Source organism: Ideonella sp. BN130291 (assembly GCF_036231905.1).
In the GTDB taxonomy this organism is placed as follows: domain Bacteria; phylum Pseudomonadota; class Gammaproteobacteria; order Burkholderiales; family Burkholderiaceae_C; genus CAMLIZ01.
Map to the genome: position 1 here is coordinate 310,680 of NZ_JAZARE010000007.1, position 15,720 is coordinate 326,399.

The 15,720-nt window shown below is 70.5% G+C and carries 14 protein-coding genes; 7 read left to right on the forward strand and 7 right to left on the reverse strand.

The genetic code is table 11. The features are described 5' to 3' along the window. Nucleotide 1 precedes the first annotated feature (1 nt). Nucleotides 2-925, forward strand: coding sequence for a helix-turn-helix transcriptional regulator (locus tag VPH43_RS17230; protein ID WP_328578959.1), 924 nt, complete (start codon nucleotides 2-4; stop codon nucleotides 923-925). Here VPH43_RS17230 and VPH43_RS17235 read toward each other — a convergent pair. Further along, nucleotides 862-1,866, reverse strand: a complete 1,005-nt coding sequence (locus tag VPH43_RS17235; protein ID WP_328578960.1) for a pyridoxamine 5'-phosphate oxidase family protein — start codon at nucleotides 1,864-1,866, stop codon at nucleotides 862-864. The two genes, VPH43_RS17230 and VPH43_RS17235, sit on opposite strands and share 64 nt — an antisense overlap. A gap of 12 nt (nucleotides 1,867-1,878) precedes the next feature. Further along, nucleotides 1,879-2,499, reverse strand: coding sequence for a glutathione S-transferase family protein (locus VPH43_RS17240; protein WP_328578961.1), 621 nt, complete (start codon nucleotides 2,497-2,499; stop codon nucleotides 1,879-1,881). Nucleotides 2,500-2,598: 99 nt separating this feature from the next. Here VPH43_RS17240 and VPH43_RS17245 point away from each other — a divergent pair, with 99 nt between their 5' ends. The 3 genes from VPH43_RS17245 (at nucleotide 2,599) to VPH43_RS17255 (ending at nucleotide 6,198) form a co-directional block, all read left to right on the forward strand. Then, nucleotides 2,599-3,516 carry a LysR family transcriptional regulator gene (locus tag VPH43_RS17245; RefSeq protein WP_328578962.1) on the forward strand — a complete coding sequence of 306 codons (918 nt, stop codon included), beginning with the start codon at nucleotides 2,599-2,601 and terminating at the stop codon, nucleotides 3,514-3,516. A 181-nt stretch (nucleotides 3,517-3,697) separates the two neighbouring features. Beyond that, on the forward strand, nucleotides 3,698-4,828 hold the full coding sequence (locus VPH43_RS17250; RefSeq protein WP_328578963.1) for a branched-chain amino acid ABC transporter substrate-binding protein: 1,131 nt from the start codon (nucleotides 3,698-3,700) through the stop codon (nucleotides 4,826-4,828). A gap of 302 nt (nucleotides 4,829-5,130) precedes the next feature. Beyond that, on the forward strand, nucleotides 5,131-6,198 hold the full coding sequence (locus VPH43_RS17255) for a hypothetical protein (protein ID WP_328578964.1): 1,068 nt from the start codon (nucleotides 5,131-5,133) through the stop codon (nucleotides 6,196-6,198). A gap of 9 nt (nucleotides 6,199-6,207) precedes the next feature. On the opposite strand, the gene VPH43_RS17260 is transcribed toward VPH43_RS17255, so the two are convergent. Both VPH43_RS17260 and VPH43_RS17265 read right to left on the reverse strand, forming a co-directional pair. After that, nucleotides 6,208-6,669: an Lrp/AsnC ligand binding domain-containing protein gene (locus VPH43_RS17260; protein ID WP_328578965.1), complete on the reverse strand. Its 462-nt coding sequence runs from the start codon at nucleotides 6,667-6,669 to the stop codon at nucleotides 6,208-6,210. A gap of 101 nt (nucleotides 6,670-6,770) precedes the next feature. Beyond that, complete coding sequence (locus tag VPH43_RS17265) at nucleotides 6,771-7,286, reverse strand: Lrp/AsnC ligand binding domain-containing protein (RefSeq protein ID WP_328578966.1); 516 nt, start codon at nucleotides 7,284-7,286, stop codon at nucleotides 6,771-6,773. 96 nt (nucleotides 7,287-7,382) lie between these two features. Between VPH43_RS17265 and VPH43_RS17270 the strand changes: the two genes are divergently transcribed. Next, nucleotides 7,383-10,997, forward strand: a complete 3,615-nt coding sequence (locus tag VPH43_RS17270) for an L-glutamate gamma-semialdehyde dehydrogenase (protein ID WP_442909309.1) — start codon at nucleotides 7,383-7,385, stop codon at nucleotides 10,995-10,997. Between the two features lie 9 nt (nucleotides 10,998-11,006). Here VPH43_RS17270 and VPH43_RS17275 read toward each other — a convergent pair whose 3' ends face one another. Beyond that, the gene (locus VPH43_RS17275) at nucleotides 11,007-11,387 is read right to left on the reverse strand and encodes a tautomerase family protein (RefSeq protein ID WP_328578967.1); all 381 of its coding nucleotides are present in this window, start codon (nucleotides 11,385-11,387) and stop codon (nucleotides 11,007-11,009) included. A 91-nt stretch (nucleotides 11,388-11,478) separates the two neighbouring features. Here VPH43_RS17275 and VPH43_RS17280 point away from each other — a divergent pair, with 91 nt between their 5' ends. Next, the gene (locus VPH43_RS17280) at nucleotides 11,479-12,318 is read left to right on the forward strand and encodes a LysR family transcriptional regulator (protein ID WP_328578968.1); all 840 of its coding nucleotides are present in this window, start codon (nucleotides 11,479-11,481) and stop codon (nucleotides 12,316-12,318) included. A 48-nt stretch (nucleotides 12,319-12,366) separates the two neighbouring features. Here the strand turns inward: VPH43_RS17280 and VPH43_RS17285 are convergent, their stop codons facing one another. Both VPH43_RS17285 and VPH43_RS17290 read right to left on the reverse strand, forming a co-directional pair. Beyond that, nucleotides 12,367-13,335, reverse strand: coding sequence for a Bug family tripartite tricarboxylate transporter substrate binding protein (locus VPH43_RS17285; protein ID WP_328578969.1), 969 nt, complete (start codon nucleotides 13,333-13,335; stop codon nucleotides 12,367-12,369). Between the two features lie 66 nt (nucleotides 13,336-13,401). Then, nucleotides 13,402-14,676, reverse strand: coding sequence for a Glu/Leu/Phe/Val family dehydrogenase (locus tag VPH43_RS17290; RefSeq protein ID WP_328578970.1), 1,275 nt, complete (start codon nucleotides 14,674-14,676; stop codon nucleotides 13,402-13,404). Between the two features lie 201 nt (nucleotides 14,677-14,877). On the opposite strand from VPH43_RS17290, the gene proC reads away from it, so the two are divergent. After that, nucleotides 14,878-15,693, forward strand: a complete 816-nt coding sequence (gene proC, locus VPH43_RS17295; protein WP_328578971.1) for a pyrroline-5-carboxylate reductase — start codon at nucleotides 14,878-14,880, stop codon at nucleotides 15,691-15,693. The last annotated feature ends 27 nt before the right edge of the window (nucleotides 15,694-15,720 follow it).

Genomic DNA, 15,720 nt, shown 5'->3' on the forward strand with positions numbered 1-15,720 from the left:
CATGGCGAGCCCCACCCCGGCCGGACTCGGTGTCCACGACGAACTGCTGCGCTCGCGCGCGACGCGGCTGCGTGCGGCCGCCGTCGGTACCGAAGGCGCCTGGCTGGTGCAGTGGCGCAATGCGGACACCGAAGCCGCCTACCACCAGCCCGGCCACCACACCTTGTCGCTGTACCTGCAAGGCGGCGAGGCGGTGCGTTGCCTGGACGAGCCGCAGGCGCGCGGTGCGCCCGACAGCCTGTGCTGCATGCCGGCCGACCATGTGTCGCGCTGGGACGTCCGCGGCTCGCTGCAGCTGCTGCACCTGTACCTGCCGCGCCTGCCGCTGGCCGAAGCGGCCGAACGCTGGTTCGACCTGGACCCGCGCTGGGCCACGCTGCAGGACCGCATCTACTTCCAGGATCCGGTGCTGTCAGCGCTGGGCCGCCGTGCCGCCGCGCTGGATTGGAACGACACCGATGGCGGCCTGCAGCTGCAGCAGCTGAGCTTGCAGATGCAGGCGCGCCTGCTGCTCCAGCACAGCGGCACGCGCCGTGCGGCGCCGCAAGTGCGCGGCGGCTTGTCGCCGCTGGCGCGCCGGCGCGTGCTGCAGCGGGTGGAGGACGCGCGCGGCGCGGAACTCACCCTGCGCGAGCTGGCCGATGCGGCCTGCCTGTCCGAATTCCACTTCGTGCGCATGTTCAAGCTCAGCTTCGGCATGACGCCGCATGCCTGGGTGATGCAGCGCCGGCTGGCGCATGCGCGCGAGCTGCTGGCGGCCGGCCGCCTTTCGTTGCAGCAGGTGGCCACCCAGGCGGGTTATGCGCACCTGAGCCACCTCAACGCCGCGCTGCGCCGCGCGGGGCTCGGCTCGGCGGCCCGTTATCGCGGCGCTGCGGCGGCGCTGTCGTCCCAGGTGCCGGTGGCGGCCAGCTGGGGCGCGTAGTCCACCTCGCTGGCGCGCAGCGGCCAGGCGCCGGGCCACCAATGGCCCTCGTCCACACGCAGGCGCAACAGCCGCTGTGCACCCGCAAACGAGTGCAGCTCCGGGCCGTCCCACAGCACCTCGGCCTGGGCCGTCAGCATCAGCAGGTCGCCACGTGTCCAGTCGATGAAGAGCAGGCCGGCCAGCGGGTTGGCCGCGATGTTGCCGAGCGTGTTGAAGAAGAAGTTGCCGATGAAGTCGGGCGCCGTCAGCACCGTGCGGCCGCCGACCTGCTGCACATGCACGAAGCCCGGCTTGCCGCCGCGGTGCGACACGTCCACGCCGCCGTGAGCGGCTTGCTGCGGCAGCCCGGCGTCCGGTGAGGCCGTCGCGATGAAGAAGGTGTCCGCCTGCGCGATGCACTGCGCCGCATCCGGCGGCAACGCCTGGGTGAACGCCACCGGCTGGGCAGGCGTAGCCGGCACCGGGCGAAGATCGCGTGCCTGGATGTACTTCGGGCAATTGCCGAAGCTCTGGCGCACGTGCACCTGCAGGTGGCCGGCATCCGCGGCGCCCAGCACCCCGTTGAGCCGGTTGCGCCGCCGGGTGGCCGGCTCGATCCCCAGCAGCCCGACGGCCGCACCCGCGTGCAGCGGCAGCTCAAGCGAGGCGGGCACCAGCGGCCGGGCCGCGATGGCAAGGGTGGCCGCATCGGGTGTGTGCACGAAACCGGGTTCGCCCACCAGCACGCTGGCCCAGGGCCGGCGTTGCGCATCCAGCGCGCCCAGCAGCATGAACGGCAGCTTCTCGAACAGCTCGCGGTGCTGCTCCGGCATCTGCGTCCGCACCACCTTGTACCCCACCGCCGCCATGCGCTCCCGCACGCCGGCGCGGGCCTGCTGGGCCTGCTCACCCGGGTGGAAGGGCGGTGCGGCGTGCGGCCAGCCAGGAAGCTCCGACATCGAGGGCCCCCTTCAGGCGGTGAGCGCAGGCGCGTCGGGCAGCCGCTGCATGCCGACAAAGCCGGGCAGGGCCTCGATGCGGGCGAGCCAGGTGCGCAGCTGCGGATACGGCTGCAGCGACACACCACCTTCGGGCGCATGGGCGCTGTAGGTGTACATGGCGATGTCGGCAATGGTGGGCGTGTCGCCGGCCAGGAACGGCTGGGCCGCGAGGTGCTTGTCCATCAGTTCGAACAGCCGGGTGGCTGCCTGGAGCCGCTGCGGGTCGCGCGGCCGCTTGAACAGCACCTCCACGCGCGCCATGCCGGGGCCGTTCACCAGCTGGCTGGCCGACACGCTGAGCCAGCGTTGCACGGCCGCGGCGCGCAGCGGGTCGCCGGGCAGCCAGCGCCCGTCGCCATAGCGCAACGCCAGGTACACCAGGATGGCGTTGCTGTCGGCAATGGTGTGCTCGCCGTCTTCCAGCACCGGCACCTGGCCGAACGGGTTGCGGGCCAGGAACTCCGGCGTCTTGTGCGCGCCGGTCACCAGGTCGACCTCCACGGTCTCGAAGGGCAGCCCGAGCAGCGACAGCATGAGTTGGGCACGGTGGGCGTGGCCGGACAGGGCGAAGCGGTACAGGCGAATGGTCATCAGGTCCTCCAGGGCGTGTTTGCCGACGGGTGGACGATAGGCATTCCAAAGTGAAAGCAGAATCACCGCGATCCGAACTTCAGCATTACGCTAGGCGGAATGGCAGATCTGGATCAATTGCGCGTGTTCGTGGCCGTGGCCGAGGCCGGCGGGTTTGCGCCAGCGGCTCGCCTGTTGCGGGTGTCGCCACCGGCGGTGACAAGGGCGATCGCCGGGCTGGAGCGCCACCTGGGTGCACGCCTGCTGCACCGCACCACCCGCATGGTGCGGCTCACCGAGGTGGGGGAGCGCTTCGTGCAGGACGCGCGCCGCATCCTCGGCGAGCTGGCGGAAGCCGAAGCCTCCGCGCGCGGCGCCCACATCGAACCCCAGGGCGAGCTGGCCATCACGGCGCCGGTGATGTTCGGCCGCCTGCATGTGGCCCCCACGCTGCTGGCGTTCCTGGCCGAACATCCCAAGGTGCAGGCGCGGGTGATGTTCGTGGACCGCGTGGTGCACCTGATGGAAGAAGGCTTCGACGTGGCGGTGCGCATCGCCAGCCTGCCGGATTCCTCGTTCACCGCCGCCCGGCTGGGCACGGTGCGCCGCGTGGTGGTGGCGTCGCCGGACTACCTGGCGCGCCATGGCGCGCCGGCGTCGCCCGCTGAGCTGCCGCAGCACCAGGGCGTGGGCTTCGGTGGCTCCGGCGGCAGCTTCACACGCTGGACGTTTGCCGCACCGGACGACCGGGTGGTGCGGGAAACCGCCCAGCCGCAGATGCCCCTGCGGCTGAACTCCGTGGATGTGGCGATCGAAGCCGCGCTGGCGGGCCACGGGCTCGCGCGGGTGCTGTCCTACCAGGTGCGCGACCACGTGGCAGCCGGCCGCCTGCGCTACGTGCTTCAGCCCTTTGAACCGCCGCCGGTGCCGGTGCACCTGGTGTACCCGGAAGGCCGCAAGGCCGCGGCCAAGGTCCGCGCCTTCATCGACTTCGCGGCCGCGCGCCTGCGCGGCCATCCGGCGCTGAACGAAGCCTGACCGCCGTGTTGCGGGCCCGGCCGTTGAATTCGCGCTTTGCGGGCTGCGGAAGCGAAGAATCCACGGCCCGAGGGCTGCAAATCGGAGTGCGGGCGGCCCGCTTGTGTCCAACACTGCGCGCTGTTCGTCCACAATGCGGCGCCTGCCGTGTTCGCGGCGGACCATCACTCCAGGAGACAACATGACATTCGCACTCAAGACCACGGTGCTGGCCGCAGCCGCACTGTTCGCCGGCGCGGTGAGCGCCCAGGAAATGGTCGTCAAGATCGGCCACGTCGGTCCGGTCTCCGGCGCCCAGGCCCACTACGGCAAGGACAACGAAAACGGCGCCCGCATGGCGGTCGAGGACCTCAACGCCAAGGGCGTGACCATCGGCGGCAAGAAGGTGAAGTTCGAGCTGGTCGCCGAAGACGACGCGGCCGACCCCAAGCAAGGCACCGCCGCCGCGCAGAAGCTGTGCGACGCCAAGGTCAACGGCGTGGTGGGCCACCTGAACTCCGGCACCACCATCCCCGCCTCGAAGATCTACAACGACTGCGGCATCCCGATGATCACGCCGTCGGCCACCAACCCCAAGCTCACCGAGCCGGGCTACAAGACCACCTTCCGCCTGCTGGCCAATGACAACGCCCTGGGCGCTGGCCTGGCGCTGCACGCGGCCAACAACCTCAAGCTCAAGAAGATCGCCGTCATCGACGACCGCACCGCCTACGGCCAGGGTGTGGCCGAGGTGTTCAAGAAGACGGCTGCCAGCAAGGGCATCCAGATCGTGGACGAGCAGTTCACCACCGACAAGGCCACCGACTTCATGGCCATCCTGACGGCCATCAAGAGCAAGGCGCCGGACGGCATCTTCTACGGCGGCATGGACCCGCAAGCCGGCCCGATGCTGCGCCAGATGGAGCAACTGGGCCTGGCCAACGTCAAGTTCTTCGGCGGCGACGGCATCTGCACGGCCAAGCTGGCTGAACTGAGCGGTGGCGCCAAGACCCTGGGCAACGTGGTGTGCGCCGAAGGCGGCTCCTCGCTGGAGAAGATGCCCGGCGGCAAGACCTGGAAGACCCGCTACGACGCCAAGTACCCGGGCCAGTTCCAGGTGTACTCGCCCTACACCTATGACGCCACCATGGTGCTGGCTGACGCCATGCAAAAGGCCGGCTCCGCCGACCCGAAGGTCTACCTGCCGTTCCTGGCCAAGAGCGACTTCCAGGGCGTGACCGCCAAGGTGGCTTTCGAGCCGAATGGCGAACTCAAGAACCCCGCCATGACCCTGTACTCGTACAAGGACGGCAAGAAGGTTCCGCTGAACTGATCCAACGGCTCGCGCCGACCGATTCGAAGGGTGCCGCGAGGCACCCTTTTTTGTTGCAGCGCTGCGCCGGCTTTTGGCGAACAATGGCCCATTGACCCGTCGAGGGTCCGATGGCTGCACACCCCACGGCAAACGCTTTTCGCCGGCGGCGCTTTCGGGCGCTGGTGGGCGCGGCTGTGCTGCTTGCCGTGGCCTGGCCGCTGCCGCTGCAGCGGGCCAGTGTGCCCGGCATGCGGCCCGCAAGCCCGGTGGTGCGCGTGGTGCCGCAGCCCCAGCCAGTTGCGGCGCCCGCTCGACCCCCTGTGCCTGCCTCGCCTCGGCGTGATCCGCCCGGCGCGGTGGTGCCGGTCGGCCTCAGCGCCTCGCCGGATGCGCAGGTCTGCGGCTTCGGCTCGGTCGCCCTGGCCGATGACGACCCCTTCGGGGTGCAGCACATCCCCGCCGGCCTGCGCCGAGCCGCGCTGGACTGGGCCGACGCGCAGATGCTGGCCAGCCCGGACGAGCAGGTGCGCGCGGCCGCCCTGCTCATAGGCGCACGCTCGCGCGAGGGTGAGGCGGTGCAGCGCATCGATCGCCTCGCGCGCCTGGCCGCCGGCACGCGGGACGCCGCGGTGTACGCGATGGCGATCGAAGGCTGCCGTGCCCTGCGGGCCGACGAAGCCGGCGCCTGCCAGTTGCTCAACCGGGCCCAATGGGCGCGCCTGGACCCGGACAACGCGGTCCCCTGGCTGGAGCTGGCGGCCGAGGCGCATGAGCAGCAGCAGGGCAGCGCGGAAGCCGAAGCCATGTACCGGGCGGCGCTGGCCCGCCGCAGCGAGATGCCGGCGGGGTTGCTGCCGCGCCTGGTGGAGCGGGCCCTCGGTGGCCAGCCCCATTCTCTTGGCCTCACGCTGGCCTTGTCCGCCAGCTGGAGCGTGCAGGCGGCCTGGAGCCTGCCGCCGGCCGACCAGGCCTATCGCTACTGCGCTGGCGACGCGTTGGAGCAGCCCGGCCGCCAGACCGTGTGCGCGGCGCTGGCCGACACCCTGGCCTACCGCGGCTCCAGCGTGCTGGACCTCGCGGTGGCCGCTGCGCTGGCGCATCAGCTGCACTGGCCGGAGCAGCGCCTGCGCGCGCTGCAGCACGAGCGGGATGCGCTCAGCGATGCCAGCCGCTTCCAGGCCGCCGCCCTGGACCTCAGCTGTGAAAGCGTGGACCGCCTGCAGGGCTGGATGCAGCGCCTGGGCCAGGGTGGGGAACTGCAGGCCGCGCGGGCGCTGGTGCTGGCCAGCGGCACGCCGATCGAGGAGTGGAGCCGCCAGCACCGGGTGAACATCGAGCTGGCCACGGCCACCGCCCAGGCGGTGGCGGCCTCGGCCGCCGGGCCGTGAAGCACCGCCCTACAACGGGATCTTGGCGGTGCTCTTCACCTCTTCCACCACCGCGTAGGTGCGGATGCTGCGCACACCCGGCAGGGCCCACACCACCGAGGCCACCAGGTCACGGTAGGCCACCATGTCGGCCACGCGGGTCTTGATCAGGTAGTCGAAGCCGCCGGCCACTTCATGGCATTCCAGGATCTCGGGCCGCGCCTGCACGGCCGCCTTGAAGGCTGCGTTCACCTCCACCCCGGCCGTGGTGAGCTGCACCTCGGCAAACACCAGCAGTCCCGCGTTCAGCAGGCCGGGGTTGAGCACCGCCTCGTAGCCCACGATGTAGCCCTCGCGCAGCAGGCGCTGCATGCGGTCGTGCACGGCCGCCGGTGACAAGCCCACCGCCTGCGCGAGTTTCAGGTTCGACAGCCGCCCATCGTCCTGCAGCAGGCGCAGGATCTTCGCGTCGATGGCATCCACGGGGTGCATGCCGCAACGGTGCCGCAGCCGGCCCCGGGCTTGTCACCGAGTTGGGGTGCCGGCGGCGGAGATGATTCCGATTTCGCCAGCTTGCACCGCGAGCGCCGCTGCTACAGCGGCAGCACGGTGGTGTTTTTCACCTCTTCCATCACCGTGTAGGTGCGGGTCTCGCGCACGCCCGGCAGGCTCCAGATCACCGAGGCGATCATCTCCCGGTAGGCGCCCATGTCGGCCACCCGGGTCTTGATCAGGTAGTCGAATCCGCCGGCCACCAGGTGGCATTCCAGGATCTCGGGGCGTGCCTGCACGGCGGCCTTGAAGGTGTCCATCACGTCGGGCGCGGTGCGGTCCAGCAGCACCTCGATGAACACGAGCATGCCCGCGCCCAGCTTGGATGGGTTGAGCCGCGCCTCGTACCCCAGGATGTAGCCCTCCCGCGTGAGCCGCTTCACCCGCTCCAGCACCGCGGTGGGTGACAGGTGCACGGTTTCGGCGAGCTTCAGGTTGGAGATGCGCCCGTCCTTTTGCAGCACGCGCAGGATGCGGGCGTCGATCTTGTCGATGCCGCGCTCGCCGGGGCGCTCCGGGCCGCGGGCCGCAGAAAGGTTGGGGTCTTGGGCGTCCATGGCGACGAATTATCCATGGCCTTTCGAAAAACTCCGAATCTATTGCTGAAGAAGGGCGCCTATGCTGCACGATCATCTGAACCACGGAGCCGCGTCATGAGCCCCGCCACCACCGCCCCCTTCCCCGCGCCGCCGCAGCGCGCCCGCCTTCCGTTCCCCTACCGGCCGGAGCTGGACGTGGTGCAGCAGGCGCTGCAATCGGTGCGGGCGCAGCTGGACTGGCCGGCGGCGGTGCGCGCCGCCACGCCCTGGGTGCAGGCGGTGCGCGATAAGCCGGCGCCGTTCTGGGCGATGGAATCGCTGCTGCGCGAGTACCCGATCTCCAGTGCCGAAGGCCTGGCGCTGATGCGGCTGGCCGAAGCGCTGCTGCGCGTGCCCGATGCGGAAACCGCGGTGGCGCTCACCGCCGACCAGCTGGGCAAGGCCCAGTTCGATGGTGGCAGCGAAGGGCCGCACAAGATGCTGGCCAGCCTGTCGGCCAGTGCCATTGCGCTGTCGAAGAGGTTCCTGCCCGATGCACAAGGCCAGTCCGGCCTGCTGAGCCGGCTGGGCGCGAAGACGGTGGTGGGCGCCACCGTGCGCGCCATCCAGCTGCTGGGGCGGCAGTTCGTGCTGGGCCGCTCCATCGGCGAGGCAATGGACGAGGCCTCGGGCCAGCGCAAGGCAGCCGCTGGCAGCCTGCGTTTTTCCTACGACATGCTGGGCGAAGGCGCCCGCACCGAACACGACGCCGAGCGTTATCTCGCGGCTTACCGCCATGCGATCGAGTCCATCGCGGCCGGCCGCGTGGCCCCGTCGCCCGAGGGCGCGGACGGCATCTCCATCAAGCTCTCGGCCCTGTTCTGCCGCTACGAGGACGCGCAGCGCGATCGGGTGTTCGCGGTGCTGCTGCCGCGGGTGTGGTCGCTGATCGAGCTGGCGGCCAAGGCGAACCTCAACCTCACGATCGACGCGGAAGAAAGCGACCGGCTGGAGCTGTCGCTCGACGTGCTGGACTCGCTCAGCGAGCGCATCGCCACCGCGTTCCCGCAATGGCGCGGCTTCGGCCTGGCGGTGCAGGCCTACCAGACCCGCGTGCTCGCGGTGGTGGACGAAGTGGCCCGCATCGCGCGCAGCCATGGCCTGCGTTTCATGGTGCGCCTGGTCAAGGGGGCGTACTGGGACGGCGAGATCAAGCGCGCGCAGGAACTTGGCCTGCCGGGCTACCCGGTGTTCACGCACAAGCAGCACACCGACATCGCCTACCTGGCGGCAGCGCGGGCGCTGCTGGCGCACAAGGACGTGATCTATCCGCAGTTCGCGACCCACAACGCCGGCACCATCGCCGCCATCCTGCAGATGGCGCAGGCGGCGGACGCACCCTTCGAGATGCAGCGCCTGCACGGCATGGGCGAAGGCATCTACCGCGAGGTGCTGAAGAACCCGGCGATCGCCTGCCGCGTGTATGCGCCCGTGGGCGAGCACCGCGACCTGCTGGCCTACCTGGTGCGCCGTCTGCTGGAGAACGGCGCGAACTCGTCCTTCGTGCACCAGCTGGCCGACGAGCAGGTGAGCCCGCAGGAGCTGCTGGCCTCGCCGCTGCTCGGTGTGCAGCCGCAGCCGTCGCAGCCGTTGCCGGTGGCGCTGTACGGTGCCGCCCGGCGCAATTCCACCGGCGCGGACCTGGCGGTGATCGCGCAACGCGAGCCGCTGCAGGCCGCGGTGGCGGCCACTGTGGTGCCGCCGGTGGTCGAGGCGCAGGCGGCCGATGTGGAGGCCACCATGGCGCGGCTGCACGCCGGCTTCACTGCCTGGAATGCACGCCCGGTGGGTGAGCGTGCCGCCATCCTGCAGCGTGCCGCGGACGCGCTGGACGCGCGCCTGCCGGAGTTCTGCGGCCTGCTGGTGAAAGAGGCGCACAAGACGCTGGGCGACTGCGTGGCCGAGGTGCGCGAGGCGGTCGACTTCCTGCGTTATTACGCGGTCGAAGCGCAGCAGCACCTGGGCGCCGAACGCGGCCGAGGTGTCTTCGTGTGCATCAGCCCGTGGAACTTCCCGCTCGCCATCTTCGCGGGCCAGGTGGTGGCCGCGCTGGTGGCGGGCAACACCGTCGCGGCCAAGCCGGCCGAGCAGACCCCCGCGGTGGCGCAGGCCATGGTGGCGCTGCTGCACGACGCCGGTGTGCCGCCCGATGCCCTGCAGCTGCTGCACGGCCCGGGCGAGACGGTGGGTGCGGCGCTGGTGGCGCATGTGCACACCGCGGGCGTGTGTTTCACCGGCTCCACCCAGGTGGCGCAGATCATCAACCGCTCCCTCGCGGCCAAGGACGGACCGATGGTGCCGCTGATTGCGGAGACCGGTGGCCTCAACGCGATGCTCGTGGACTCCACCGCGCTGCCGGAGCAGGTGGTCGACTCGGTGGTGCTCAGCGCCTTCCGCTCCGCCGGCCAGCGCTGCAGTGCCTTGCGCCTGCTGTGCGTGCACGAGAGCATTGCCGAGGGCGTGATCGAGATGTTGCGTGGCGCCATGGCCGAGCTGGTGGTGGGCGACCCCGCGCGCTACGAAACCGACGTGGGCCCGGTGATCGACGACGAGGCCTTCCAGAACATCGGCGCGCAGGTGCAGCGCCTGAAGCGAGAAGCGCGGCTGCTGGGCGAAACGTGGGTGGACTCCACCGTGCCTCGCCTGGTGGCGCCGGTAGCCTTCGAGCTGCAGCGCGCCGCCGACCTGCGGCAGGAGATCTTCGGCCCGGTGCTGCACGTGGTGCGCTGGGGTGGCGAGGTGGACGCGGTGGTCGACGAGATCAATGCGCTGGGTTATGGCCTCACCTTCGGTGTCCAGACCCGCATCGATTCGCGTGCGCGCCGCCTGGCCGACCGCGCGCGCATCGGCAACGTGTACGTCAACCGCAACATGATCGGCGCGGTGGTGGGCGTGCAGCCGTTTGGCGGCGAAGGCCTGTCCGGCACCGGCCCCAAGGCGGGCGGGCCGCACTATTTGTGGCGCTTCGTCGCGCCGGCAGCGCGCAGCACGCGGCCCGTGTCCCGGGGCGCGGCCGTCCCCTCCCGCAGCGACGTGCCGGCCTTGGATGCCGAACTCGCCGCGCTGGCCAGCGCGCAGGCCGGTTGGGCCGAACGCGGCGTGGCGCAACGCCTTGCCTGCCTGCAGGCGCTGACCCGTTCGCTGCCGGACACCGCCGCGCAGGCCTGGGCACGCGCGCTCGATGGCGCTGAAGCGGCACTGGCCGATCGCGAGCTGCCCGGCCCCACGGGCGAGAGCAACGAGCTGCGCCTGCATGCGCGCGGCATCTTCGTGTTGCTGTCCGATGGCGCTTCGGCGGCCGACATGGCCAGCGCCGTGGCCAGTGCGCTGGTGACCGGCAATGCGCTGGTGCTGACGCAGGCCGCCGACTGGCCGGCGCTGCAGCAGACCTGGGCCCACGCGGAAGGTGTGCGCGACGTGCTGAAGCTGCTGCCGGCGTCGGCCGCGCAGCCCTTGCTGGAGCAGCCCGGCATCGCGGGTGTGTGGGTGGCCTCGGACGAGGCGGCGCGTGCGGCCTGGCGCCGGCTGGCGCGCCGGTCTGGCGCGATCTTGCCGATCGTGACGGCTGCCGATACCAGCGACCCGCGTCAGCGCTACCGTTTCTGCGCCGAGCAGACGCTCACCATCAACACCGCCGCCGCGGGCGGCAACGCGGCGCTGCTGGCTGGCATCCCGGCCGGCGGGGTGTGAAGCGCTTGCTCAGGTGTGGATCAGCCGGCCGCCGGCGAACGACCAGTTCTCCCAGGTCGTTTCCTTGAAGCACACCATCACGTGCTCGGTGTTCAGGCCCAGGGCGGCGAGGCTGGCCATCAGGTCGGCCAGCAGCTTTTTCTTCACCTTCACGCTGCGGCCCGCCGACCACAGGATCTCGATCAGCGCGAAGTCCTCGCCGCGGTCTGATTCGAGGTCGGGATAGCGCGCGTCGTAGCGGAAGTTGTCGGCCCCCAGCTCCAGCACGCGGTGGAACCGGTCGGTTTCCGGCACGCCCGATGCGACGAGCGCGCGGTGCACCGCATCGAGGATGCCCGCATTGCGGGCGGCGGGCTGGTGGCTGCGCACGGTGAGCGTGACAAGCGGCATGGTGGGCTCCTGTGTGTTGACAGGCTCACTGTAGGGCGCGAGCATGCTGCAGTGAAGCGGAATGATCCGCAGACATTCAGCAGGCCTTCAGATGAATCACCTCGACCCCGCCTGGCTGCACAGCTTCGTCGCGATCGCGCGCAGCGGCTCTGTCACCGCCGCGGCGCGCCAGGTGCATCGTGCGCAGTCGGCCGTGAGCAGCCACCTGCGCCAGCTGGAAGGTGCGGTGGGCACCCGGCTGGCCGAACGCAGCACGCGCTCGCTGGCGCTCACCGCCGAGGGCGAACGTTTCCTGCCCTATGCGCAGCGGCTGCTCGCGCTGCAGCAGGAGGCGCGGGCGGCGGTGCAACCGCGCGCCGACGCCGGCGTGCTGCGTGTGGGCATCAGCGAGTACTTCCTGCCTGCGCGGCTGGACGGGCTGCTCGCCGTGCTGGACGACGCTGCCGACGGGCGGCGCCTCGAGCTGCTGTGGGCTGGCTCCGCGGTCTTGCGCCGCCTGTGGCAGGGCCATGAGGTCGATCTGGCGGTGGTGTCGGGCGTGGAGCCCGCGCCGGTAGCGGGCTCGCGCCTGCTGCGGCGCGAGCCGCTGGCCTGGGTGGCCTCGCCGGCGCTGGTGTTGCCGGCGCACGGGCCGGCGCCGCTGGTGCTGCTGGGGCCGGACTGCGCACTGCGCGACATCGCGCTGGCGGCCTTGTCGCGCACCGGGCGGCCGCACGCGGTGCGGCTCACCTGCAGCGGCAGCCAGGGCGCGGTGGCCGCCATACGCGCCGGCTGGGGCGTGGGCTGCCTCAACCACGCCGCCATTCCGGCCGACCTGGTGCGTCTGGACTGGCCTTCGCCGGGCCGGCTGGATTTCCACCTGCTGGCCCGCCCGGCGGCCCGGCGCCCGGGCGCGGCACTGGCCGCGTGGGCGCGTTCAGGCGGGCAATGAGGTCGGGTTCGCCGGGTGCAGCGCCCGCCGGTCAGTCCCGAGTGACCATCACTGATCGAGCTTCAGCCCGATCTTGTCGATGATGGCGCCCCAGCGCTTCATGTCGGCGGCCACGGTGTTGCGGAAGTCCGCCACAGTGCCACCGCCGGCCTGCAGCCCCTGCGCGTCGAAGCTCGCTTTCACGGCCGGGTCATGCAGCACCGCATTCACGTCGGCGTTGATCTTCTGCACCACCGCGTCGGGCGTGCCGCTGGCCACGAACAGGCCGTTCCAGATCATCGCGTCCACGTGAGGCAGGCCGCTTTCCACCAGGGTGGGCAGCTCCTTCAGCGACTCCATGCGCTGGCGCCCGGTGGTGGCGATCAGGCGGATCTTGCCGCCCTTGGCCAGCGGCAGCAGCGCCGGTGCGGCGGCAATCAAGGCATCGGTTTCGCCGGCGGCGACGCTCATGCCCGCGGGCGGCGAGCCGTTGAACGGGATGTGCGTGGCCTGGGCGCCGGCTTCGGCGAGCAGCAGCTCCATCGTCAGGTGCGACGAGCTGCCCTGCCCGATCGAGGCGTAGTTCATCTTGCCGGCCTTCTGCCTGGCCAGGGCCACGAACTCCTGCGGCGTCTTCACCGGCAACGCCGCGTTCACGGCCAGCACGTTGGCCTGCAGGGTGGTCATCACGACCGGGGTGAGGTCCTTCACCGGGTCGTAGGGCATCTTCTTGTACATGAAGGGCGCGAAGGCAATTGGGCCGTTGAAGCCCACCGCAATCGTGTGGCCGTCGGCCGGCGCCTTGGCCGCCACGTCCACGCCCAGCATGCCGCCGGCGCCCGGCTTGTTGTCCACCACCACCGCTTGGCCCCAGCGGTCCTTCAGCTTGTCGGCCAGCAGGCGCGCCACCACGTCCAGCGAGCTGCCAGCGGGCGCGGGCACCACGATCTTCACGGCATGGGTGGGCCAGGTGGCCTGCGCCTGCGCTGCGAACGGCAGGGCAGCGGCAAGGGCGACGAGCAGGCGGCGTTGCAGCATGGTGTGTGAGGCTAAAGTGAAAAAGGCCCCGAAGGGCCCTCGATCGTACCTGTCACTACCAGTGCTTCAGGGATACAGGCCACGTTCTTCACGGGCCATGAGGATCCGTTCACAGGCCACTGCGAAGGTCGCGGTGCGCAGGCTGATCTTGTGGCGGTCGGCCGTGTCCCAGATCTTCTTCAGCGCGTCGACCATGATCTTGTCCAGCCGCACGTTGATCTCGTCCTCGCTCCAGAAGAAGCTCGAGAAGTCCTGCACCCACTCAAAGTAGGAGACGGTCACGCCGCCGGCATTGCAGATCACGTCCGGCACCACCAGCACGCCGCGGTCGGCCAGGATGTCGTCGGCGCTGGGCACCGTGGGGCCGTTGGCGCCTTCGAGCACCAGCTTGGCGGTGATGCGCTCGGCGCGCTTGGCGTCGATCTGGCCTTCCAGCGCGGCCGGGATCAGGATGTCGCACTTGACGTCCCAGAACGCCTCGTTGTCGATGCGCTCGGCGCCCTTGAAGTTGCCCACACCGCCGTCGCGCTTGAGCACCGGCATCAGCTCGGCCAGGTCCATGCCGTTGCTGTTGACGATGGTGCCGGTATGGTCCTGCACCGCCACGATCTTGGCGCCTGCTTGTGCAAACAGCTCGGCTGCGGACGAGCCCACGTTGCCGAAGCCCTGCACGGCCACGCGCGCGCCGTCCAGCGGCATACCGATGCGGCGGGCGGCTTCGCGGCCGGTGACGAACACGCCGCGGCCGGTGGCCTTCACGCGGCCCAGCGAGCCGCCCAGGTGGATCGGCTTGCCGGTGACCACGCCGGTGGCGGTGCCGCCGACGTTCATCGAGTACGTGTCCATCATCCAGGCCATGATCTGGCCGTTGGTGTTCACGTCGGGCGCTGGGATGTCCTGCTGCGGGCCGATGATGATGCCGATCTCGCTGGTGTAGCGGCGCGTCATGCGCTCCAGCTCCTTCATCGACAGCTTGCTCGGGTCGACGCGGATGCCACCCTTGGCGCCGCCGTAGGGCAGGTTCACTGCGGCCGTCTTCACCGTCATCCAGGCTGACAGCGCCATCACTTCTTCCAGCGTCACGTCGGGGTGGTAGCGCACACCGCCCTTGCCCGGGCCGCGCGACATGTTGTGCTGCACGCGGTAGCCTTCGAAGTGGGCCACGGTGCCGTCATCCAGCTCGATCGGGATGTCGACGATCAGCGTGCGCTTGGGGCGCTTGAGGGTCTCGCCCCAGCGGGCCAGGTGGCCCAGGTAGGGCATCACGCGGTCGACCTGGGAGAGGTAGGTGCCCCACGGACTGTCGGCGGTGGGATGGACGAAGGAAAGAGGGCTGCTCATGGCATGGTCCTAACGATGTTTTCGGTTCACGGAATCTTGGTTCGCGCCGCCTCGTGAGCGGGCGACGCCGTGTGCCGCGCACTGTAGGCGTCTTGTCACCGGATTTGTCACGGAGCCCCATGCGACCTTTGCATGACCCCTGCGAGTGCCTCTCATGCCGCATCAGGGTTTGTGCCGAATCCGCCTCACTACACTCGCCGCATGGACACCTCGCACATCCTCTTCATCGGCGGCGGCAACATGGCCAGCGCCATCGTCGGCGGCCTGCTCAAGGCCGGGCGCCCCCCGCAATCCATCAGCGTGGTCGAGCCTTTCGAGGCCCAGCGCGACCGCCTGCAGGCGCAGTACGGTGTGCACACCCTCGCCGCCGCGGATGCCGGCCTGGCGCGGGCCGGCCTGGTGGTGTGGGCGGTGAAGCCGCAACTGTTCCGCGAAGCGGCTGCGCCGTGTGCGCCGTTCGTGGGCCAGGCCCTGCACCTGAGCGTGATGGCCGGCATCCGCAGCGACGCGATCGCCCAGGCCACAGGCAGCGAGCGTGTGGTGCGTGCGATGCCCAATACGCCCGCGCTGATCGGCCTCGGGATTTCCGGTCTTTTTGCACGGCCTGCGGTGAGCACCGATGACCGCGCGCTGGTCGAGCAGGTGCTGCAGCCCACCGGCACCACCTGCTGGGTCGAGCGTGAGCAGGACCTGGATGCCGTGACGGCCCTGTCCGGTTCGGGCCCTGCGTACGTCTTCTACTTCGTCGAAGCCATGATGCAGGCGGCGGTGGAGATGGGCTTGAGCGAAGCGCAGGGCAAGCAGCTCGCGCTGGCCACCTTCGCCGGCGCCACCGCGCTGGCCCAGCAGTCGGAAGATCCGCCCGCGCTGCTGCGCGAACGGGTCACCTCCAAGGGCGGCACCACGCATGCGGCACTGAGCTCGCTGGAGCGTGCGGATGTGAAGGCGGCCTTCGTGGCCGCGCTCAAGGCCGCCCAGCAGCGCGCCAGGGAGCTGGGCGACGAGTTCGGCGGCTGACGCGGGCCCGGCGGCTCGCGCGTGCGG